General features: G+C 54.9%; 21 protein-coding genes. 7 read left to right on the forward strand and 14 right to left on the reverse strand.

Annotated features, from left to right (window positions below; genetic code table 11):
• The first annotated feature begins 10 nt into the window (after window positions 1–10).
• Together meaB and B3K78_RS02705 are read left to right on the forward strand one after the other, a co-directional pair.
• Window positions 11–979, forward strand: a complete 969-nt coding sequence (gene meaB, locus B3K78_RS02700; protein ID WP_286694213.1) for a methylmalonyl Co-A mutase-associated GTPase MeaB — start codon at window positions 11–13, stop codon at window positions 977–979.
• Between the two features lie 2 nt (window positions 980–981).
• A complete protein-coding gene (locus B3K78_RS02705) occupies window positions 982–1,440 on the forward strand; it encodes a YiiD C-terminal domain-containing protein (protein WP_027872519.1) in 459 nt (152 codons plus the stop codon).
• A 3-nt stretch (window positions 1,441–1,443) separates the two neighbouring features.
• On the opposite strand, the gene B3K78_RS02710 is transcribed toward B3K78_RS02705, so the two are convergent.
• Together B3K78_RS02710 and ppsR are read right to left on the reverse strand one after the other, a co-directional pair.
• Window positions 1,444–2,601, reverse strand: coding sequence for a patatin-like phospholipase family protein (locus B3K78_RS02710; RefSeq protein WP_204995391.1), 1,158 nt, complete (start codon window positions 2,599–2,601; stop codon window positions 1,444–1,446).
• 15 nt (window positions 2,602–2,616) lie between these two features.
• Complete coding sequence (gene ppsR, locus B3K78_RS02715; RefSeq protein WP_027872517.1) at window positions 2,617–3,435, reverse strand: phosphoenolpyruvate synthetase regulatory kinase/phosphorylase PpsR; 819 nt, start codon at window positions 3,433–3,435, stop codon at window positions 2,617–2,619.
• Window positions 3,436–3,565: 130 nt separating this feature from the next.
• Between ppsR and ppsA the strand changes: the two genes are divergently transcribed.
• Together ppsA and B3K78_RS02725 are read left to right on the forward strand one after the other, a co-directional pair.
• A complete protein-coding gene (gene ppsA, locus B3K78_RS02720; protein WP_286694214.1) occupies window positions 3,566–5,935 on the forward strand; it encodes a phosphoenolpyruvate synthase in 2,370 nt (789 codons plus the stop codon).
• 104 nt (window positions 5,936–6,039) lie between these two features.
• A complete protein-coding gene (locus B3K78_RS02725; protein ID WP_286694215.1) occupies window positions 6,040–6,372 on the forward strand; it encodes a Rieske (2Fe-2S) protein in 333 nt (110 codons plus the stop codon).
• Here the strand turns inward: B3K78_RS02725 and B3K78_RS02730 are convergent.
• From B3K78_RS02730 to B3K78_RS02760, 7 genes are all read right to left on the reverse strand, one after another.
• Window positions 6,369–7,283 carry a GNAT family N-acetyltransferase gene (locus B3K78_RS02730; RefSeq protein WP_286694216.1) on the reverse strand — a complete coding sequence of 305 codons (915 nt, stop codon included), beginning with the start codon at window positions 7,281–7,283 and terminating at the stop codon, window positions 6,369–6,371. The genes B3K78_RS02725 and B3K78_RS02730 overlap by 4 nt on opposite strands.
• Window positions 7,264–8,382: a cupin domain-containing protein gene (locus tag B3K78_RS02735; RefSeq protein WP_204995387.1), complete on the reverse strand. Its 1,119-nt coding sequence runs from the start codon at window positions 8,380–8,382 to the stop codon at window positions 7,264–7,266. The genes B3K78_RS02730 and B3K78_RS02735 overlap by 20 nt, the downstream gene beginning before the upstream one ends.
• Before the next feature lies 1 nt (window position 8,383).
• Complete coding sequence (purB, locus tag B3K78_RS02740; protein ID WP_286694237.1) at window positions 8,384–9,748, reverse strand: adenylosuccinate lyase; 1,365 nt, start codon at window positions 9,746–9,748, stop codon at window positions 8,384–8,386.
• Window positions 9,749–9,806: 58 nt separating this feature from the next.
• Window positions 9,807–10,451: a high frequency lysogenization protein HflD gene (gene hflD, locus B3K78_RS02745; protein WP_036255397.1), complete on the reverse strand. Its 645-nt coding sequence runs from the start codon at window positions 10,449–10,451 to the stop codon at window positions 9,807–9,809.
• A complete protein-coding gene (mnmA, locus tag B3K78_RS02750) occupies window positions 10,451–11,578 on the reverse strand; it encodes a tRNA 2-thiouridine(34) synthase MnmA (protein ID WP_204995386.1) in 1,128 nt (375 codons plus the stop codon). Before mnmA ends, hflD begins: the two co-directional genes overlap by 1 nt.
• Entirely contained in the window at window positions 11,578–12,024 is a 447-nt protein-coding gene (locus tag B3K78_RS02755; RefSeq protein WP_027872509.1) for an NUDIX hydrolase, read from the reverse strand. The genes mnmA and B3K78_RS02755 overlap by 1 nt, the downstream gene beginning before the upstream one ends.
• A gap of 63 nt (window positions 12,025–12,087) precedes the next feature.
• The gene (locus tag B3K78_RS02760; RefSeq protein ID WP_286694217.1) at window positions 12,088–12,750 is read right to left on the reverse strand and encodes a pseudouridine synthase; all 663 of its coding nucleotides are present in this window, start codon (window positions 12,748–12,750) and stop codon (window positions 12,088–12,090) included.
• A gap of 184 nt (window positions 12,751–12,934) precedes the next feature.
• Between B3K78_RS02760 and icd the strand changes: the two genes are divergently transcribed.
• Window positions 12,935–14,188: an NADP-dependent isocitrate dehydrogenase gene (gene icd, locus B3K78_RS02765; RefSeq protein WP_027872507.1), complete on the forward strand. Its 1,254-nt coding sequence runs from the start codon at window positions 12,935–12,937 to the stop codon at window positions 14,186–14,188.
• Between the two features lie 139 nt (window positions 14,189–14,327).
• On the opposite strand, the gene B3K78_RS02770 is transcribed toward icd, so the two are convergent.
• Window positions 14,328–14,558, reverse strand: coding sequence for a cold-shock protein (locus B3K78_RS02770; RefSeq protein ID WP_027872506.1), 231 nt, complete (start codon window positions 14,556–14,558; stop codon window positions 14,328–14,330).
• Between the two features lie 212 nt (window positions 14,559–14,770).
• Between B3K78_RS02770 and clpS the strand changes: the two genes are divergently transcribed.
• Window positions 14,771–15,097 (forward strand): ATP-dependent Clp protease adapter ClpS, encoded by a 327-nt coding sequence (clpS, locus tag B3K78_RS02775; RefSeq protein WP_084497787.1) that lies wholly within the window; start codon window positions 14,771–14,773, stop codon window positions 15,095–15,097.
• Window positions 15,098–15,151: 54 nt separating this feature from the next.
• Entirely contained in the window at window positions 15,152–17,431 is a 2,280-nt protein-coding gene (clpA, locus tag B3K78_RS02780; protein WP_286694218.1) for an ATP-dependent Clp protease ATP-binding subunit ClpA, read from the forward strand.
• A gap of 27 nt (window positions 17,432–17,458) precedes the next feature.
• Here clpA and infA read toward each other — a convergent pair whose 3' ends face one another.
• The 4 genes from infA to trxB form a co-directional block, all read right to left on the reverse strand.
• Window positions 17,459–17,677 carry a translation initiation factor IF-1 gene (gene infA / locus B3K78_RS02785; RefSeq protein WP_027872503.1) on the reverse strand — a complete coding sequence of 73 codons (219 nt, stop codon included), beginning with the start codon at window positions 17,675–17,677 and terminating at the stop codon, window positions 17,459–17,461.
• A 105-nt stretch (window positions 17,678–17,782) separates the two neighbouring features.
• On the reverse strand, window positions 17,783–18,487 hold the full coding sequence (locus B3K78_RS02790) for an arginyltransferase (RefSeq protein ID WP_204995384.1): 705 nt from the start codon (window positions 18,485–18,487) through the stop codon (window positions 17,783–17,785).
• On the reverse strand, window positions 18,480–19,199 hold the full coding sequence (aat, locus tag B3K78_RS02795) for a leucyl/phenylalanyl-tRNA--protein transferase (protein ID WP_204995383.1): 720 nt from the start codon (window positions 19,197–19,199) through the stop codon (window positions 18,480–18,482). Before aat ends, B3K78_RS02790 begins: the two co-directional genes overlap by 8 nt.
• 16 nt (window positions 19,200–19,215) lie before the next feature.
• A complete protein-coding gene (gene trxB / locus B3K78_RS02800; RefSeq protein WP_027872501.1) occupies window positions 19,216–20,166 on the reverse strand; it encodes a thioredoxin-disulfide reductase in 951 nt (316 codons plus the stop codon).
• Between the last annotated feature and the right edge of the window lie 133 nt (window positions 20,167–20,299).

Raw genomic sequence — 20,299 nt, forward strand, 5'->3', positions numbered from 1 at the left:
GGCAGGGATTATGACTATTGATATAGAAGCGTTAACCAAGGGCAATTCACGCGCACTGGCCAAAGCCATCACCTTGGTAGAGAGCAAAAAAGTCGAGCATCGCGCGCAGGCGCAGGAGCTCTTAGAGTCGGTGCTGCCGCAAACCGGCAACAGCATTCGTATCGGTATCACCGGCATTCCCGGTGTCGGCAAGTCCACGTTCATCGAGGCGTTCGGCCTGTATTTGGTCAGCCAGGGCAAGCGTGTCGCGGTGTTGGCAGTCGACCCGAGCTCGCCCATTGCGGGCGGCTCAATTCTGGGTGATAAAACCCGCATGGAAATGTTGTCGCGCAGCAGCGACGCTTTCATTCGACCGTCGCCTTCCGAGGGCTCACTGGGTGGCGTAGCGCTGAAAACCCGCGAAACCATGTTGCTGTGCGAGGCGGCTGGCTACGACGTTATTTTGGTCGAAACCGTGGGTGTCGGACAGTCGGAATACGAAGTGGCCAGTATGGTCGACTTTTTTATGGTGCTTATGCTGCCCAATGCCGGTGATGAACTGCAGGGCATCAAAAAAGGCATTATGGAGCTGGCCGATGCACTGGTGATTAACAAGGCCGACGGAGAGAGTATTAACCTCGCAACGCAAACCCGGCGTCATTACCAAAGTGCGCTGCATTTGCTCCGCCACAGCAGCTTCTGGACGCCACAGGTAATGACCTGCTCGGCGATCAAAAACGAGAATATCGAAGCGGTGTGGGGCATGATCAGCGACTTCCAGGTCGACGCCACAAAAAACGGAGCGCTTGCCGGCAAGCGTGCCCGCCAGGCCAAGGAGTGGATGAACAAACTGTTGCACGAGATGCTGGATATTAAGCTCAAGGAAAACCCGTCTGTTAAAGCGCTGCTGCCGGAACTGAATAGAAAGGTGACCGACGGACAGACCACGCCATTTTTAGCGGCGCAAAAACTAATAAACCTGCTGTTTGAGGACGCGTAATCATGTCGCAGCCTATCGCTCACCGCCTGAGTGAATTTATTGCTGAACACTTACCCACGGCGCGCCATATGCGGCTTTCTGTTAGCGACTATTCCGATGGCGCATTAACGCTGACCGCCCCGCTGGGGCCGAGCATTAACGATAAGCAAACCGCCTTTGGTGGCAGCATCTATGTGGTGGCAGTGATGGCTTGCTGGGGCAGCGTGTATCTACATTGTGTTGAGCGCGGCCTGGACCCGGATATTGTGGTGGCCAAAGCGGAGATCGAATACTTACTGCCGGTGCCCAGCGATATTGTTGCGCGCTCGCTGCCCGCAGAGGACGCCGATTGGCAGGGATTTTTTACTCGCTTTGAGGAGCGCGGTCGCGCCAAGATCGAGCTGTGCTCAGAGGTGATTGTTAACGGCGAAGTCGCGGCGCGCTTTAAGGGCTTGTACGCGATCGTCGGCCTAAAACAGTAGCTTTTATTGGTAGAGAAAAGCGTTGATGTCATCGCGCTGAGCAAGCCCGTCACGGTAGCCTAGATCGATCAGCTTGGCGCAATATTCCTCGGTAAATAACAGGTAGCTGGCAATACTCACGCTACCTCCGCGGCTACTGCCGGTGCGCCCCAGGAAAGCACGTAAACTGCGTGGTAGTTCTTTCACATGCTCGTCGGCAATGGCGTCAATATCTTCGCTGGGGCTGATTACCAGGCACTCAACCGGCAGTAATTCACGCCCCATCATTTGCATATTTTCCCGTGGTATCAGCGCCAACAATTCGTTGATTCTTTCCAGACGCTCAATATCGGTTTCGATGCTGTCGATAAAGGCGCTGTTAAGTAACTGACCAATAATCTGTCCGAACGCCGGAGACTGAATAGGTTTTGGGGTGTGGTGATAAACCCGTTTATGCCCGTTGGCGGGAATCACCAATACCCGGTTTGCACCCAAATGGATGGCGGGGCTGATCGGGGTCAATTGGCGCAGCGCGCCGTCGCCGTAGAAATAACGGCCTACCTTGGCGGGTGGAAAGATCGTCGGGATGGCTGTGGACGCCATCAGGTGTTGCAGCTGGATAGGTGTCGCCAGCCCCTGTCGCCGCCAGCGCTGCCAGCCAGCATGCTGCGGCCCGCCCTGAAAGAAGGTCTCCGACAAGCCGAGGCTGTAGTTCATCGCCGTGAGCGAGAGTGCGTCCAAGTCACCGTTGCGGATGTTCATGCCGATCGACTCAAAGCGGATTCGCTCTTCTAGCAGTTCGCGCAGTGGGCTGTTGTCCAGCAGTGCCACCGGTCGACCGACGGCAATGCCCGAGTTAAACAGGGAGCCGGCCAGTCGCAGGGCATTGCGAAGAACCCCCATTAAATCGGCGCGATAAATCCGGTCAGTGGAAAGCTGCTTCCACATGATTTCCAGGGTTTCCACCGTGCCGGTAAAGTGGTGTGCGCCGGCTGCAAGGGAGGTGGCATTGATCGCGCCGGCCGAGGTTCCTGCCAGGATAGGGAAGGGGTTGCTGTGCCGCTTGCCGTGTAGCGATGCAATGGCTTTTAGCACGCCAACCTGGTAGGCCGCACGAGCGCCACCGCCGGGTAGAATGAGCCCGGTGTTGGCGTGACTGGCGCTGGCGTCAGGACAAGACATCGCGAGACTTCCCGGCTATGACCGCTGACCGCGCAGGCCGGTTTCAACCAGCACGCGCGTAGCAATTTCCTCGACAGAGGCATGCGTCGTATCCAAGTAGGGAATGCCAAAGCGGCTAAAGAGCGCCTCGGCGTCGCGCACCTCATCCTCGCAGCGGCGCAGGCTGGCGTAGGGGCTGTCGGGACGGCGTTCGCTGCGAATTGCGGCAAGTCGCTGCGGTTCTATGGTCAAACCAAAGAGCCGGTCGCGATAAGCAGCTAGTGGTTTTGGCAGCCTGCGTTCTTCTAGGTCTTCTTCGGTGAGCGGGTAATTGGCGACGAAAATACCGCCCTGCATCGCCAAGTAAAGGCAGGTTGGGGTTTTGCCACTGCGGGAAACGCCGATCAATATCACTTGGGCTTGGTCGTAGCGGTTGATTCTTGCACCGTCGTCGTTGTCCAGTGCGAAGTTAACAGCGTCGATGCGATGTTTGTACTGGGCGTCGCGGTCGGCGTTTTTGACGCGGCCAACCGTGCTGGAGGGTTTCTCCCCAAGGGCGCTTTCCAGCTGGTTGAGGAAGGTGTCGAGCACGTCGATGATAAAACCATTGCTGGTGGCAATTACGGCGCGAATCTCTTGGTTGACCAAAGTGTCAAAGATAATCGGCTGGCGCCCCGTGGCCTCGGCGACCTGATTGATTTTATCGACGGCGGCGCGCGCTTTCTCCACGGTGTCTACATAGGGCACGACAACGTGGTCAAATTTTAACTGTTCAAATTGGGAGAGCAGGCTGCTGCCCAAGGTTTCTGCGGTGATGCCTGTACTGTCAGAAATATAAAAAACGGTTCTCATCATGTAGTTTTTTTACCGAATGCTGCGTTGTTTTCGACGGGAATTTCCAGAATAGCTGTTTTAGTATGCTCGCGTCGCATTTTTTTACGCTTATTGCACTATGCACCAAGCATAGCAAAAGGAGATACACCGCATGGCTGAATACGTTATCTGGTTCAGGGACCTGGGAATGAACGATGTCGAAGTCGTTGGGGGCAAAAACGCCTCTCTCGGTGAGATGATCAGTCAATTGTCTAATGCCGGTGTATCGGTACCCGATGGCTTTGCGACTACGGCGCAAGCCTACCGCGACTTCCTCGACCAAAGTGGCCTGAACCAGCGTATTCAGGACATGCTCAAAGGTCTGGATATCGACGATGTAAAAACCCTTGCCAAGGTAGGCAAGGAGATTCGCCAAGCCATCGTTGATACGCCATTTCCCGCGCCATTGAATGACGCGATCAGCGAAGCCTACGCTAAAATGATCGACGGCAACCCCGCAATGGCCTGCGCAGTGCGCTCCTCGGCCACAGCAGAAGATTTGCCCGACGCCTCATTTGCCGGCCAACAGGAAACCTTCCTGAACATCAACGGCCTCGACAATATTATGATCGCGATCAAGGAGGTCTTTGCCTCACTGTACAACGATCGCGCTATTGCCTACCGGGTTCACAAGGGGTTTGAACACGCCGATGTTGCCTTGTCTGCCGGTATTCAGCGCATGGTGCGCTCAGAAACCGGCGCCGCAGGCGTTATGTTCAGCATGGATACCGAGTCTGGCTTTGACGGTGTGGTCTTCATTACTGCCAGCTACGGCCTGGGTGAAACCGTGGTTCAGGGCGCTGTTAACCCCGACGAATTTTACGTTCACAAGGCCACGCTGGAAAAAGACCGCCACGCCGTGCTGCGCCGCAACCTGGGTAGCAAGCTGATCAAAATGGTCTACGGCAGTGAAGCATCGGCCGGCAAATCGGTAGAAACCGTCGATGTTCCCGAAGCCGATCGCAGCCAGTTCTGCATCACCGACGAAGAAGTCATGTCGCTGGCCCGTCAGGCGCTGATTATTGAAAAACACTACGGCCGACCCATGGATATTGAGTGGGCGCGCGACGGCGACGACGGCAAGCTCTACATCGTTCAGGCTCGCCCGGAGACAGTAAAGAGCCGCGAGTCGGCCAACATGATGGAGCGCTACCTGCTGAAAGAAAAAGGCGAAGTGCTTTGCGAGGGCCGCTCTATTGGTCAGCGCATTGGCGCGGGCCCTGTACGGGTGATCGACAACCTGGCGGAGATGGATCAAGTACAACAAGGCGATGTCTTGGTTACTGATATGACCGACCCAGACTGGGAGCCGGTAATGAAGCGCGCAGCCGCCATTATTACCAACCGTGGCGGCCGTACCTGCCACGCGGCTATCATCGCTCGCGAACTGGGTATTCCTGCGGTCGTTGGCTGTGGTGATGCCACTGAGCGTTTGAGCTCAGGTCAGGACGTGACCGTGTCCTGCGCGGAAGGTGATACGGGCATGGTGTACGCCGGCCAGCTCGACTTTGATATCAGCCGTAACAAGCTCGATGCCATGCCCGAGCTGCCCTTTAAAATTATGATGAACGTGGGCAACCCCGATCGCGCGTTTGATTTTCAGGCATACCCCAACGCCGGTGTGGGCTTGGCGCGTTTGGAATTCATCATTAACCGCATGATCGGTGTGCACCCCAAAGCACTGATCAACTACGACACTTTACCCCGCGATGTTCAGCAAGCGGTGAAGCGTCGTGTGGCTGGCTACGCCGACCCTGTGGAGTTTTATGTCGAGAAGCTAGTTGAGGGCATCTCTAGCATTGCTAGCGCGTTTTACCCGGAGCGGGTAATTGTGCGGATGTCCGACTTTAAATCAAATGAGTACGCACACTTGATTGGCGGCAGCCTCTACGAGCCCTCAGAAGAAAACCCCATGCTGGGTTTCCGAGGTGCCTCACGCTATATCTCTGACTCGTTCCGCGAGTGCTTTGAGCTGGAGTGCCGCGCGCTGAAGAAAGTGCGTGAAGAGATGGACCTGCAAAATGTTGAGATTATGGTGCCCTTTGTGCGCACCGTAGGCGAAGCGAAACAAGTGGTAGAGCTACTGGCCGAAAATGGCTTAAAGCGCGGTGAAAACGGCCTAAAAGTCATTATGATGTGTGAGCTACCTGCCAATGCCCTGTTGGCGGAGCAATTCCTCGAGCATTTTGATGGCTTCTCAATTGGTTCAAACGACCTCACTCAGCTGACACTGGGTCTGGATCGCGACTCCGGCTTGATCGCCCACCTGTTTGATGAGCGCAACGAGGCCGTTAAGGTACTGCTCTCCAATGCGATTCGGGCGTGTAAGGAGCAGGGCAAATACATCGGTATTTGTGGACAGGGCCCCTCAGATCACCCGGACTTCGCGCAATGGCTGATGGAGCAGGGCATCGACAGCGTGTCACTGAACCCGGATTCGGTACTGGAGACCTGGCTGTTCTTGGCCGACAAGCTGAAATAAGTTCGGTAAACTACGCTAAAGCCCGGTGAGCGAACTGCTACCGGGCTTTTTTGTTTCTGCTGGCAGGGTGTTCCGCCAAACGCTACTATGGCGCAAACGTCTCGGTGAACCCTTTAATTATGCGTTATTACAGCCTTGAAAAGCTGATCAATCTTTACGATGGATACCGAAAAGTCTTCAAGATTGATGATGCACAATTGATGCTGCTGCAGCTCGACGGTCAGCACTATTTGATCGAAAGCAATTGCCCCCACCGTGCCTGGCCTCTCGATACGTCGGATATCCGAGGTGAGAATTTGGTTTGCCCCAAGCACCACTACCGCTTTGACTTGCGCAGTGGTGAGTTACTTCACGCGACAGAAGAACCCTGTCGGGGCTTGAGGTGTTATGAGGTGGTCTACCGAGACAACGAGCTCGGTGTAATGCTGGGCGATTAGACCAGCGGGCGCAGCCAGGGAGAGGGTTTTGCGTGCTGCCACAGGCGGTCAAACTGTTCTCGGTAGGCACTTGCGGTCGGCCGCGAATGAAAACAGCCCCAGGCCCGGCCGCCGCGCCGCATACTGTGAACGAGGGTTGCCTCGTTGTCGGCGAGCAAGAAGTATTCACTAAGTTCGCCGTGCTGCTTTGGATTAGAAACCCGAATATGAATACTGCTGCTCAGCCGCTGACTGAGTTCTACCAAGGGATGGCGACTCTCTCGCAGCGGCCTGTCGTCGCAGATCAGCAGTCGTATTTCACTGTCGCGATGCTTTCGAGCGAGGGTAGAGACAATATCAATCAGGCGCGGTTGGGCATAAACCTCTGGCTCCAGACTGTGGCAAAACACCCACAACTGTCGGCGACTCAAACTGGCTAAGGCCAGGGCGCTGTCGGGCAGTGACTCAACAGCAAATTTGCGGCCATCTTCTCCCAGGCGTTGCGTACCCCGCAGCGTTCGCGTCATTGACTGGTGAGCGATACCGGCGTCCATAAAACTGTCGCCGATGGGCTGAAAACCTTCTTTCCGGTAGAAGTCGATGGCGTGTGTTTGGGCCGCGAGCTCCAATTTGGGCAGTTGCTGTTGGATCGCGTCATCAATTACGGCATGTAGCAGTGCGCGACCGATACCTCTGCCGCGATAGTCAGCGGCGACGGCCATACGCCCGACGTGGCCGTCAGCCAAAAGACGAACGGTTCCGACGGCTTCGCTGCCATATCGCGCCAGCCAGTGACGCGCGGTGAAATCATCTTCGTCAAGTTCCAGTTCAATGGGAACGCGTTGCTCTTCAACAAAAACCCGACGCCGAATTTCCGTTAATTCCCGCCAATGTTCTGACCAGCGTACGCGCTCAATCTTCAACATCGTCATCGAAATACACCGTGCCTGTTTGGTAGAGCTGATAGCGTAGCTCAACCACCAGCCCCATCACATCATCACCGCCTTCTTGTTCACAGAACTCAGCCACGGCGGGGCGCAAGTCACTGGGGTAGGGGTAGGCAATACCGTCGGCAAACAGATAGTGGGCGTCGAAGGCCAAGCGCGCACCCAGGCGCAGGCAGGCTGGCACCTGTTGTTCGCGGAGAGCATATTCCTCAAATGACAGCGCTGGGTTATCGAAGCGCTGCTGCTGGTCGACGTGAGTCATCATCTGTCCAAACCAGCGTGAAAGGGCTTGATCATCGTCTAGCCCTGCGCTCAGGCGCTCTCGCAGTTGCGGGAGAACGTCTTCAGGGATCCAGCCACTGGGCGCGCTGGCATTTAGGGCCTGATCGCTAAACCGCTGCCCGTCGCTCAACACGGTTTCTCGCTCGATTGACCAGCTATTCAGTAACTCGGCGTCGGAGGGGGCTCTAAAGCCCACCGACAGGGTGATGCAGTCATCGCCGACAGCGGTTCCCCAATGTGCGACACCCGGGGGAATGTAGAGTATGTCGCCGGCTTCAAGAATCACTTCCTGTTGACAGTCGAAGTGTTTAAGCAAGCGTAATTCAGGGTGGCCGAGCAGTTCGCTGCTATCGTCGCAGTGCTGGCCCAGCTGCCAGCGACGGCGGCCGCCGCCCTGAATGAGAAATACATCGTATTGATCGTAGTGGGGGCCCACGCTGCCGCCATCGGCCGCGTAGCTGACCATAATGTCATCGATACGCCAGCGCGGTAAAAAACGGAAATCGTTTAGTAATTCTGCAACGCCGGGTATCCATTGGTCGACCGATTGAACCAGGAGAGTCCAATGGCTGGCGGGCAGCTCGGCGAAGTCACTCTCCTTCAGCGGCCCGTGTTGTAGCTGCCAGTCGCTGCCGTGTTGTGAGATTAGCCGTGAATCAACCTCGTCTTCACAGGCCAGACCAGCGAGGTCATCACCGTCCACGGGGCATTCAAAACCCTGCAGGGCGCCGCGCAACACCCGTGGACGGCGCTGCCAATCCTCGTCGAGGAATTGCTGCGCATCGAAGCCCTGCAGCGCCATTTTATATCCGCTTGGCTTGCGCGACGGCGTTGCCGATATAGCTCGCGGGGCTTAGCTGACGAAGCTCCGCTTTTGCTGCCTCGGGGATCTCCAGCGTGTCAATAAAGCTGGCCAAAGTCTCCCGTGTGATGCGCTGACCGCGGGTTAGGGCCTTCAGTTTTTCGTAGGGCTCTTCTACGCCGTAGCGACGCATGACGGTTTGAATGGGCTCAGCCAGTACTTCCCAGGCATCATCCAAGTCAGCGGCCAGTCGCTCTGGGTTGATTTGCAGCTTGCCCAAGCCTTTCAGCGTGGCTTGATAGGCGATCATGCTGTACGCCATGCCAACGCCCATATTGCGCAAAACCGTCGAGTCAGTCAGGTCGCGCTGCCAGCGAGAGATCGGCAGCTTCGCCGCCAGGTGTTGCAGCACCGCGTTGGCAATGCCGAGGTTACCCTCGGAGTTTTCGAAGTCGATGGGGTTGACCTTGTGAGGCATGGTGGACGAGCCAACTTCACCGGCGATGGTGCGCTGTTTGAAGTAGCCCAGTGAAATATAGCCCCAGATGTCGCGATCTAAGTCGATCAAGATGGTGTTGAAGCGTGCAATGGCATCAAACAGCTCAGCGATATAGTCGTGAGGTTCGATCTGTGTGGTGTAAGGGTTCCAGCTAAGCCCCAGGCCCTCAACAAAGCTCTGCGCGTTGGCTTCCCAGTCTACGTCGGCATAGGCACTGATGTGGGCGTTATAATTGCCCACCGCGCCGTTGATTTTACCCAGCAGGGCAACGTCGGCAATGCAGGCGCGTTGGCGGCGCAGGCGCGCAACCACATTGGCCAGCTCTTTACCCATTGTGGTGGGGCTCGCCGTTTGGCCGTGGGTACGAGACAGCATCGGAATGTCCGCAAACTCGCGGGCTTGCTCGGCCAGCTCGTTAACGATAGCGTCGATGTCCTGCAGCAATACCTCGCGGCCTTCACGAAGCATCAGGGCGTGGGAAAGGTTGTTGATGTCTTCTGAGGTGCAGGCAAAGTGAACGAATTCTGAAATCGCCGCTAATTCAGCATTGTCTGCGATGCTTTCCTTAATGAAGTATTCAATCGCTTTAACGTCGTGATTAGTGGTGGACTCAATCTCTTTGACTCGCGCCGCTTGTGTTTCACCGAATTCAGCGATCATGGCCTCTAATCTAGCGGCTGCGTCTTCTGAGAGAGCTGGTACTTCTTCAATGCCAGGATTTGCCGCCAATTGGGCCAACCAGCGCAGCTCGACGATTAAACGGCTTTTGATCAAACCGAATTCGCTGAACACCGGGCGCAGCGAAGCTGTCTTACTGCCATAGCGGCCGTCGACAGGGGAAATAGCAGAGAGCGCGGACAATTCCATCATGGGGTTACCTTTCTATACGCGGAGGGCAAATTAATGGGGCGCAATCATACACTGCTCAGTGCTGAATTTCAGTGCCCAGTAGCCGCTGCGCTTCGGTAAAAAGGCGATTTCTGAGGAACATCAGGCTAAAGCGATTGCCGCCCGCCGCCCGCCAGAGATAGGCACCGCGAATGGCCGCTAACAGCAGTGCACGAATTTTGGCGGCATTGTCATTGTTTTGCAGTTGCTGAGCGCTACCACTGACCTGAATGCGAAAGCGATATTTGGATAGGGTGTCTTGATAGATATCAGCCAAAGCCGGCGCCAAGCTCGTTAATTCACCGCCAAACTCCCGCTGTTTAGCGCAGTGCTCTAGTCGATTACGCATGATGCTTGCGGCCGCATGGTCCCGGCGCAGTTTGTTTTGTAAGAACAATACGCCCATACAGTAGCGCGTAACGGCCTGGCGCTCGCCGTAATCATTGCCACTGAGCAAATCACGCAGGGCGCGGATACCCAGCTCAAGTGCATTGATATTGCCGAACACACTGCGGGTGTCATTCCCTGAGAAGGCAAACAGGCTGGCCAGGGAGGCGTCGAGCGCTGCGGGTTCAGCTTGCCCGGTTCGGGCAATTTGATCGACCAGTGTCACGGCCTGCAGAACGCCGGCCAACGCCAGGGTTTGTTCTGTGAGTTGCTCTGCATTGGGAAAGAAAGCCATTAGCGATTGTATCCCGATTCAATAATGCCGCCGCCCAGGCATTGCTCACCCAGGTAGAAAACCGCTGACTGCCCAGGGGTGATTGCGCGCTGGGGAGTATCGAAAATTACCTCGTAGCCGGCTTCGGTCGCCAACAACTCGCAGGGTTGATCGGCCTGGCGGTAGCGCGTTTTTGCACTGCAACGCAGCGGCAGCTGGGGTGGCGGGGGAGTGATCCAGTGAATGCTGGACAGCCGCAGGCAATTTTTAAACAGCGCAGGGTGCTGGCTGCCCTGGGCAACCAGCAGAACATTGCGTGACAAGTCCTTATCAACAACGTACCAGGGCTGTTCACCGGCACCGCGCACACCGCCGATACCGAGGCCCTGACGCTGGCCAATAGTGTGATACATCAAGCCGCTGTGCTGCCCCATATCCTGGCCATCGAGACTTTCGATACGGCCCGGTTGAGCAGGCAGGTATTGCTGCAAAAAATCCTTGAAGCGACGCTCGCCGATGAAGCAAATCCCGGTGCTGTCTTTTTTGTTGTGGGTGACGAGCCCGTGCTCCTCGGCGAGGGCGCGGACGGCAGGTTTCTCTAATTCCCCAACTGGGAACAAGGTCTTGGCCAGTTGATCGGCGCTGACTGCATGCAAGAAGTAACTTTGGTCTTTGTTGTTGTCTATGCCTTTTAGGAGTTGGGTATGTTCTCTGCCCGGGCTGCGCCGGGTGTAGTGACCGGTGGCAATGCCATCGGCGCCCAGCTGCAATGCGTAGTCCAAAAAGGCCTTAAATTTAATCTCCCGATTGCAAAGAATATCGGGGTTAGGGGTGCGGCCCGCGCGGTACTCTTCGAGGAAGTGCTCAAAGACATTGTCCCAGTATTCCTGAGCGAAATTGGCGGTGTGCAGGTAAATATCCAGTTTTTGGCACACGGCAGCAGCGTCGGCGAGGTCGTCCATGGCGGTGCAGTATTCTGTGCCATCGTCCTCATTCCAGTTCTTCATGAACAGGCCTTCGACCTGATAACCCTGCTGCTTTAACAGCAGTGCCGTTACCGATGAGTCGACACCACCGGACATGCCGACGATCACTTTTGTGTCGGCAATCGCCTTGTCGGCCAGAGGGTTGTAGTCGGTGGCGCTCATTAAGGTTCTCCGTAGATCATCGCCAGTGGAAAGCGTTGGCCTTCTAGATAGCGTTCAACGCAGTCGAGCACCATGGGGCTGCGCAGCTGATGGCGGCGCTCGCGAAGTTGCTCAATAGTCAGCCAGTGAACGCTATCGATATCGCTATCCAGCGGGCTCTCGGGGCAAAACGCCATGGGGCGGCCAAAAAACGTGGTGCGATGATATGTGGCGTTTTTTGCTGGAGGGCTATACAGGCCAATACCGACGACGCCCTGTAGCTCAACCTTCCACTGAGTTTCTTCCAGCGTTTCTCGCAGCGCCGCTTCACAAAGCCCTTCGTCGGCCTCCAGGTGGCCGGCGGGCTGGTTGAGCACACGCTTGCCGTCACGGATCTCTTCAACGATCAAAAATTTACCGTCATTTTCTATTACACACGCGACCGTGACTCTTGCCTGCCAGTCCATAGTGGTTCCTAGTCTGTTGTGAATTGTCGCAGCACCGAAAGCCGGGCATTGTACCGCCACCGCTCAGCGTGGGCTACGTTTGCCACGCCGGGCTGGCGAAGTTCGCGGCCTGGGTTTGCGCGTTTTAGCATTGCCTGTACTACCGCGCCCGGCCTTCGGAAATAACTTACGTTGCTCTGAAGTACTCAGTTCTACTATTCGCGATTGTCCGGGGGCCAAATCGTCGAGTGACCAAGGGCCAATGCTCGCCCGAATCAACCGAAGTGTTGGAAAGCCTACCGCTGCCGTCATGCGGCGAACCTGCCGGTTTCTACCTTCGGTGATTTCCAGTGACAGCCAGCTGGTGGGAATCGCAGCGCGATAGCGCACCGGCGGTTGCCGGGGCCACAGTCCGGCAGGCTCGTCAATCGCGTGCGCCAGCGCGGGCTGGGTCAGGCCGTCTTTTAGCTCCACACCATTTTGCAAGGCGTTAATTGCCGATTCATTGATCTCACCCTCCACTTGTACCCAATAACATTTGCTAAGCTTGTGGTCGGGGTGGCTGATACGGTGCTGAAGTGAACCGTCTCCGGTGAGCACCATTAACCCTTCTGAGTCAAAATCCAGTCGGCCAGCGGGATAGATGGCGGGAATATCAATGTAATTCGCCAGCGTTTCGCGGTCGTCGCAGGGGGTAAATTGGCTCATAACCCGAAAGGGCTTATTAAAAAGATAAAGAACTGTCACGGGAATCTAATATTCATGGAAGAAATTCGACTATAAAGTGTTATAATGCGGCGCTTTTTAAAGAAAGCTAGGCTTTAAAGCGCTCGCTGACCAGACTTGGAGGGGCGGCATTGTAGCAGCGACACTGCGCTGTTGCCGCCACCGAACGAGCTCAGATACTAACCTATAAACCATGGAGTCAAAAATGGGATACCAACATATCAAGGTACCTACAGAGGGTGAGAAAATCTCCGTTAATGCGGATCTTTCCCTGAACGTACCCGATCGGCCAATTATTCCTTTTATCGAAGGCGATGGCATCGGGATCGACATCACTCCGGTAATGATCAACGTTGTGGATGCAGCGGTTGAGAAAGCTTACGCCGGCAATAAAAAAATCAGCTGGATGGAAATCTTCACTGGCGAAAAAGCCGCCGAGCTCTACGACGGCGACTGGTTCCCCGCAGAAACACTGGATGCCATCAAAGAATACGTCGTGGCGATCAAAGGTCCACTAACTACCCCTGTTGGTGGTGGTTTCCGCTCTTTGAACGTTGCACTGCGCCAGGAACTGGACCTCTACGTTTGTCAGCGCCCCGTTCGCTGGTTTGAAGGCGTTCCTTCTCCCGTTAAAGAGCCAGGCAAAACCAATATGGTGATCTTCCGTGAAAACTCGGAAGACATTTATGCGGGTATTGAATGGAAAGCGGGCACTCCTGAAGCTGATAAAGTGATCAACTTTATGCAGGAAGAAATGGGTGTCACCAAAATCCGCTTCCCGCAGGAGTGTGGTATCGGTGTTAAGCCGGTATCGGAAGAGGGTACTAAGCGCCTGGTACGCAAAGCGATTCAGTACACTATCGATCAAGACCTGCCTTCGCTGACACTGGTTCACAAAGGCAACATCATGAAGTTCACCGAAGGTGCCTTCAAGAACTGGGGCTACGAGTTAGCCATGGAAGAGTTCGGTGGTGAGCTGCTAGACGGCGGTCCATGGGTCAAGCTGAAAAACCCAAACACTGGCAAAGAAATCATCATTAAAGACGTAATTGCCGACGCGATGCTCCAGCAAGTATTGCTGCGTCCGGATGAGTACAGCGTTATCGCGACGCTGAACCTGAATGGCGACTACCTCTCTGATGCACTTGCCGCGCAGGTTGGCGGTATCGGTATCGCACCCGGTGCAAACCTCAGCGACAACGTTGCACTGTTTGAAGCCACTCACGGTACAGCACCAAAATACACCGGCCAGGATAAGGTTAACCCCGGTTCACTGATCCTGTCGGCTGAAATGATGCTGCGCCACCTCGGCTGGAATGAAGCAGCGGACCTGATTATCGACGGCATGAACGGCGCGATTCAGGCCAAAACCGTCACCTATGACTTTGAGCGTTTGATGGAAGGGGCAACCTTGCTGAAATGTTCTGAGTTCGGTGATGCGATCGTCAAGCACATGTAAGTGTGTCGGCCACCCCTGGCGGGGTGGCCTTGCTGTCGATGTGGGCGCATTTATTGAGCGCCTGGATCACAGCGCGGAGTAACTGCCCACGTACTCGTGGCGACCAAGGCACTTTGCAAACCTTAGCCTTTTTCTTGGTTCACTGCTCAACTTCTTGTTCTAATTCAGAATCTGCCTGAATATTTGTTGCATGTAGGCCTTTCGGGCCCTGCTGGGCATCAAAGCAGACGCTCTGGCCTGCCTTAAGCGTTTTGTAGCCTTCCATTGAGATCGCCGAGTAGTGCGCAAACACTTCTTGATTGCCATCTTCGGAGAGAATAAATCCGTAACCTTTGGCGTTATTGAACCACTTTACAACACCATTTTGCATAGCCTTACACCCTGATTTCTCGTTATAGTTATTGTCACATTTAACGCGATAGACCTTGTTTTTCTCGCGCTAATACCCATTTTTAAAACACGGAGTGCTTGGCGTCAAGCCGCGACTTCTCGCTAGCCGCGCTTCGTGAATACCCCTATTGTGGGGGAATACCGCGATGCTAAGCTCAGGTAAACAGAATTATGCCGTACCCGAACACAGTTATGAGCCAGGAAGATCACTCCGATTATGAAGGAGGCACCGCTCTACAGGAGTCGAAACCACAGCTGAAAAAGCCGCCGCTCTATAAAGTGGTGCTGCTAAACGATGACTACACCCCAATGGAGTTTGTCATCGAGGTACTCGAAGACTTTTTTTATATGGATAGACAAAAAGCAACACAAGTGATGCTAACCGTTCACACCCAGGGGAAAGGGGTTTGCGGCGTATTTACTCGCGATATCGCTGAAACAAAAGCGGAGCAAGTTAATCAGTATTCACGTGAAAGCGGCCATCCTCTACTCGCCGAAATCGAAGAGAACGAAGGCTGATCATGTCACGTACAAAGCAGTACCCATGTGCAACAACAGAAGGCGTAACAGGCTATGTTGAGTAAAGATTTAGAAACGACACTCAGCCAGGCATTCAAGTCTGCCCGCAGCCGTCGGCATGAATTTATGACGGTAGAGCACTTATTGCTTGCCCTTGCAGACAACGAAGCCGCCGTGAAGGTGCTACTGGCCTGTGGAGCAGATTTACCCCAGTTAAAGGGTGAACTAAGCGAGTTTGTTGACGCGACCACGCCGCGTATTCCCGACGATGACGTCGAGCGAGATACCCAACCCACTTTGGGCTTCCAGCGCGTTTTGCAGAGAGCCGTGTTTCACGTGCAATCCTCCGGCAAACAGGAAGTGACCGGCGCTAACGTTCTGGTTGCTATTTTCAGCGAACAGGAAAGCCAAGCAGTCTATTTCCTGAAGTCGCAGAGTGTTAATCGCCTGGACATCGTGAATTACATCACCCACGGCATTTCCAAGGTGTCCGGGGGAGAGTCCGGTGAGCACGAGCAACACGGCGAGCACGAGGGTGAGGGTAGTGATCCCGAGCAACGTCCACTGGAAAGCTTCTCCACCAACCTCAACGAAGAGGCGCAGTCCGGTCGCATTGACCCCTTAATTGGTCGCACAGAGGAAGTAGAGCGCGTTGCCCAGATACTCAGCCGCCGTCGTAAGAACAACCCTTTGCTCGTCGGCGAGTCTGGTGTCGGTAAAACCGCTATTGCAGAAGGCTTGGCAAAGCGGATTGTCGATGACGATGTCCCCAGCGTGCTGGCCGACAGTGTCGTTTACTCTTTGGATATGGGGGCGCTATTAGCCGGGACCAAATACCGCGGCGACTTCGAAAAACGCCTGAAGGGCCTGCTTGCAGACCTTAAAAAGCGCGAAGGTGCGATCCTGTTTATTGACGAGATCCACACGATTATCGGCGCAGGGGCCGCGTCGGGCGGTGTTATGGATGCCTCGAATCTATTAAAGCCGCTGCTCAGTAGCGGACAAATTCGCTGCATAGGCTCTACCACTTTCCAGGAGTATCGCGGGATCTTTGAGAAGGACCGCGCCCTGAGCCGCCGCTTCCAAAAAGTGGATATCGGCGAGCCCAGTGTGGAAGATACCTTCCATATATTGAAAGGCCTGAAGTCACGTTTTGAAGGGCACCACGAGCTCAAATACAGTGACGCAGCGCTGCGAACCGCCGCAGAATTATCGGCGCGTTATATCAATGATCGCTTTTTACCCGATAAAGCCATCGATGTAATAGACGAAGCCGGGGCGTATCAACGCCTGCGGCCCGAGGATCAGCGCGTAGATGTTATCGATGTGGCAGATATTGAGGCCATTGTCGCCAAAATTGCTCGCATACCGCCAAAGAGTGTGTCGTCGGACGACAAAGCGTCACTGGCCAAACTCGAAGACAACCTCAAAATGGTGGTCTTCGGTCAGGATCAGGCAATCACCGAGCTCAGTGCATCCATCAAGCTGGCGCGAGCTGGCTTGAAAGCCGGGGACAAGCCCATTGGCTCGTTCCTGCTGGCCGGCCCCACCGGCGTGGGTAAAACAGAAGTTTGTCGCCAATTGGCAAAAATACTGGGCTTGGAATTGATCCGCTTCGACATGTCGGAGTACATGGAACGCCATACGGTATCGCGCCTGATCGGTGCGCCTCCAGGCTATGTCGGCTTTGACCAGGGCGGGTTATTAACCGATGCGGTGACCAAGCACCCACACTCTGTTGTGTTGCTCGATGAGATCGAAAAAGCACACCCAGAGCTTTTCAATCTGTTGCTGCAGGTGATGGACCACGGTTCACTGACCGACAACAACGGCCGCAAAGCGGATTTCCGCAATGTTATCTTTATCATGACAACCAATGCCGGGGCCGAGAGTATTAGCCGCCGCTCTATTGGTTTCACCGAGCAGGATCACCACACTGATGCCAGCGAGGCGATCAACCGGCTGTTTACGCCGGAGTTCCGCAACCGCCTGGACAGCGTGATTAACTTTGCGCCCCTGCCTGAAGAGGTCGTGCTTACTGTCGTGGATAAGTTCTTGGTTGAACTACAAGCTCAGCTCGACGACAAAAAAGTCGCTCTTCACGTTGATGACGACGCGCGCCGCTGGCTGGTGAAAAAAGGTTACGACCGCACAATGGGTGCCCGCCCGATGGCGAGAGTCATTCAAGAACACATCAAAAAGCCGCTGGCGGAAATGGTGTTGTTCGGCAGCCTGGAAGAGCAGGGAGGTGTTGTGCACATCAGTGTGAATAGCGAGGCAGATACGCTAACACTGGAAGCGGAAACTCAGCGGGAAACAGAAACAGAGGCCTGACACAGGTCTCTGTTTCATTGCTAGCGCTTAACGGCCGCGGAAAGTAATGCGGCCTTTGGTCAGGTCGTAAGGCGTGAGCTCAACCTTAACTTTATCGCCGGTCAAAATACGGATGTAGTGCTTGCGCATCTTCCCTGAGATGTGGGCAGTAACAACGTGGCCGTTTTCCAGCTTTACGCGAAACGTGGTGTTGGGCAGGGTATCAATAACCTCGCCTTCCATTTCAATCTGGTCTTCTTTCGCCATTCGGCAGCAATCCTCAGATGTGGTTGAAAGTAGAGAGTGGGGCCTAGTGACCCGGAAAAAACTGCGCGCATTTTGCCCTAAATAGCGGGATTAGGCAATTTGTGATCAATTCAATCGCACCCAGCGCTGACTCATAAGCAGCTCCAAGGGGCGATAATCAATTTTGTAGCGCATTTTTTGGCAGTCTCGTATCCAATAACCGAGATATAAATAGGGTAGTTGTCGCTGCCGGCAGGTTTCGATCATATGCAGGACCGCCAGCTTGCCGAGGCTGCGACGTTGCGCTTCTGGCGCATAAAACGTGTATATCGCCGACAGCCCGTCCCCCATCTGGTCGCATACACTGACCGCTAGCAGCTGACGTTGATGGTATATATGCAGGTAAGTCGTGTCCTGACGGCTGTCGGCAATAAAGCTGTCGAACTGTTCGCGCGACGCGGGGTACATATCGCCATCGCGGTGACGCTCGTTGATGTAGCGTTCATACAGCGGGTAGGCCTCAGCATCTAACGATTCACGCCAGTAGTAATCCAGGTCTTTGTTGCGGGCGATTTGCCGCCGCTGATTGCGACTCAAGCTGAAGTCGGCGACAGGAACCCGGCTGGCAATGCAGGCGTTGCAACCGTCGCAATTTGGCCGGTAATAGTGGCTGCCACTGCGCCGAAAGCCGGCTTGGGACAGGCGAGTATAAAGGGGAGAGCCAACGTCGCAGGCTGGGTCTACAAACAGGGTCTGCGCCTCGCGGTCATCAAAGTAACTGCACGGGTGAGGGGCCGTGGCATAGAGCTTAATTTGTCGGTCGTCATTCATAGCTATCTAGCAGGTCTGCGTCCAGCGTCCAGTGGCTCGCATCACTGGCTGTCGGTTGGGCGAAGGTCTCCAGCATCGATTTAAAGTCTGCGCGCGCTAGGTCTTCGGCGCCCATGCTGTAAAGGTAGTCATTGCCGACCTGGCAGTCGATAAGTTCAAACCCCCATCGCTGTAGTTGTTTGCACAGCCCCAGCAGCGCGAGTTTTGAACCATTGCTGCGATGGCTGAACATCGACTCGCCAAAGAACATTCGCCCCAATGCCAAGCCGTACAGGCCGCCAACCAGTTCTCCTTGCTGCCAAACTTCGATGGAATGCGCCCAGCCGAGTTCATGCAATTGTTTATAGGCTTTCCGCATATTTGCGGTGATCCATGTGCCTGGGCGCTTTGGACTCAGTTCAGCGCAGGCATCCAGCACTTCGCCAAAACATTGATCGGCAGTGATCCGAAAACGCTCTCGCTTTAACTGCTTGCGCAGCGTTCTGTTCACATAGATCTTTTCGGGGAAAAGCACTGCTCGCGGTTGTGGCGACCACCACAAAATGGGTTGTGGGTCTTCATACCAAGGGAAAATCCCCTGTCGGTAGGCTTCCAAAAGGCGAGCAGGGGAGAGATCACCGCCAACGGCGAGCAGGCCGTTGGGGTCATCCAGCGCGGAGTCAATCTCTGGGAATTGCAGCGAATTTTCGCTTAACCAGGGAATGCTGGGCACAGCAACGTGCCCGTATTTAGGCGAGGTTGTCTAAATAGCGCTCAGCGTCCAGTGCCGCCATACAGCCAAAGCCTGCAGAGGTCACCGCCTGACGGTAGATATGGTCGGCCACGTCGCCCGCCGCGAACACGCCCTCTACTGAGGTTTGGGTCGCGTTGCCCTCTGTGCCGCTGGCGATCTTCAGGTAGCCGTTGTGCATATCCAGCTGCCCCTCGAAGATACCGGTATTGGGTTTGTGACCGATCGCAATAAACACACCGGCAACGTCAATTTCCTGAGTACTGTCGTCTTGTGTGCTGGCCAGACGCAAGCCGGTTACCCCTGAATCATCGCCCAGGACTTCATCGAGAGTATGGTTCCATAAAATATTGATGTTGCCATTCTCAGCGCGCTCAAGAATTTTATCCTGCAGGATCTTTTCAGAACGCAGCGCGTCTCTGCGGTGCACTAAGGTCACCTCTGAGGCAATGTTTGACAGGTATAAGGCCTCTTCAACAGCGGTATTACCACCGCCAATAACGGCTACTTTCTTGCCGCGGTAGAAAAAGCCATCACATGTTGCACATGCCGATACGCCTTTGCCCATAAAGGCTTCTTCTGAGGGCAGCCCCAGGTATTGAGCAGAGGCTCCCGTTGCAATAATTAGTGCATCACAGGTGTAAGTATTGCTGCCTGTGAGCGTGAAGGGGCGCTGCTTCAGGTCCACGCTTTCGATGTGGTCGAACAACACTTTGGTATCAAAGCGCTCGGCGTGCTCCTGCATACGCATCATCAGTTCAGGGCCTTGAACGCCGTTTTGATCGCCGGGCCAGTTGTCGACGTCCGTGGTGGTAGTCAGCTGTCCACCCTGCTGCATACCCGTAATCACCACTGGGTCGAGGTTGGCGCGGGCAGCATATACAGCGGCGGTGTATCCAGCAGGGCCGGAACCAAGAATAATCAGACGGTGGTGTTGGCTGTCGCTCATGAAGGCAGAATTCCGTGTTTGGGGATTGAACTTGTACTCATCCCGGGTGACTGAGATTAGGCGCTTATCATAGGGTAAAAGGCCGGGGTCAGCAAAAGCTAACACGGCGACAAACGCCACTTCGAAGTGCTAA

It is taken from the genome of Spongiibacter sp. UBA1325, assembly GCF_002306875.1.
In the GTDB taxonomy this organism is placed as follows: Bacteria; Pseudomonadota; Gammaproteobacteria; order Pseudomonadales; family Spongiibacteraceae; genus Spongiibacter; species Spongiibacter marinus.

What these genes read in the sequence shown, in the direction of transcription:
- meaB (WP_286694213.1), top strand. Translation starts at nt 11, where the DNA reads ATGACTATTGATATAGAAGCGTTAACCAAGGGCAATTCACGCGCACTG.
- B3K78_RS02705 (WP_027872519.1), top strand. Translation starts at nt 982, where the DNA reads ATGTCGCAGCCTATCGCTCACCGCCTGAGTGAATTTATTGCTGAACAC.
- B3K78_RS02710 (WP_204995391.1), bottom strand. Translation starts at nt 2,601, where the DNA reads ATGTCTTGTCCTGACGCCAGCGCCAGTCACGCCAACACCGGGCTCATT.
- ppsR (WP_027872517.1), bottom strand. Translation starts at nt 3,435, where the DNA reads ATGATGAGAACCGTTTTTTATATTTCTGACAGTACAGGCATCACCGCA.
- ppsA (WP_286694214.1), top strand. Translation starts at nt 3,566, where the DNA reads ATGGCTGAATACGTTATCTGGTTCAGGGACCTGGGAATGAACGATGTC.
- B3K78_RS02730 (WP_286694216.1), bottom strand. Translation starts at nt 7,283, where the DNA reads ATGACGATGTTGAAGATTGAGCGCGTACGCTGGTCAGAACATTGGCGG.
- B3K78_RS02735 (WP_204995387.1), bottom strand. Translation starts at nt 8,382, where the DNA reads ATGGCGCTGCAGGGCTTCGATGCGCAGCAATTCCTCGACGAGGATTGG.
- purB (WP_286694237.1), bottom strand. Translation starts at nt 9,748, where the DNA reads ATGGAATTGTCCGCGCTCTCTGCTATTTCCCCTGTCGACGGCCGCTAT.
- hflD (WP_036255397.1), bottom strand. Translation starts at nt 10,451, where the DNA reads ATGGCTTTCTTTCCCAATGCAGAGCAACTCACAGAACAAACCCTGGCG.
- mnmA (WP_204995386.1), bottom strand. Translation starts at nt 11,578, where the DNA reads ATGAGCGCCACCGACTACAACCCTCTGGCCGACAAGGCGATTGCCGAC.
- B3K78_RS02755 (WP_027872509.1), bottom strand. Translation starts at nt 12,024, where the DNA reads ATGGACTGGCAGGCAAGAGTCACGGTCGCGTGTGTAATAGAAAATGAC.
- icd (WP_027872507.1), top strand. Translation starts at nt 12,935, where the DNA reads ATGGGATACCAACATATCAAGGTACCTACAGAGGGTGAGAAAATCTCC.
- B3K78_RS02770 (WP_027872506.1), bottom strand. Translation starts at nt 14,558, where the DNA reads ATGCAAAATGGTGTTGTAAAGTGGTTCAATAACGCCAAAGGTTACGGA.
- clpS (WP_084497787.1), top strand. Translation starts at nt 14,771, where the DNA reads ATGAGCCAGGAAGATCACTCCGATTATGAAGGAGGCACCGCTCTACAG.
- clpA (WP_286694218.1), top strand. Translation starts at nt 15,152, where the DNA reads ATGTTGAGTAAAGATTTAGAAACGACACTCAGCCAGGCATTCAAGTCT.
- infA (WP_027872503.1), bottom strand. Translation starts at nt 17,677, where the DNA reads ATGGCGAAAGAAGACCAGATTGAAATGGAAGGCGAGGTTATTGATACC.
- B3K78_RS02790 (WP_204995384.1), bottom strand. Translation starts at nt 18,487, where the DNA reads ATGAATGACGACCGACAAATTAAGCTCTATGCCACGGCCCCTCACCCG.
- trxB (WP_027872501.1), bottom strand. Translation starts at nt 20,166, where the DNA reads ATGAGCGACAGCCAACACCACCGTCTGATTATTCTTGGTTCCGGCCCT.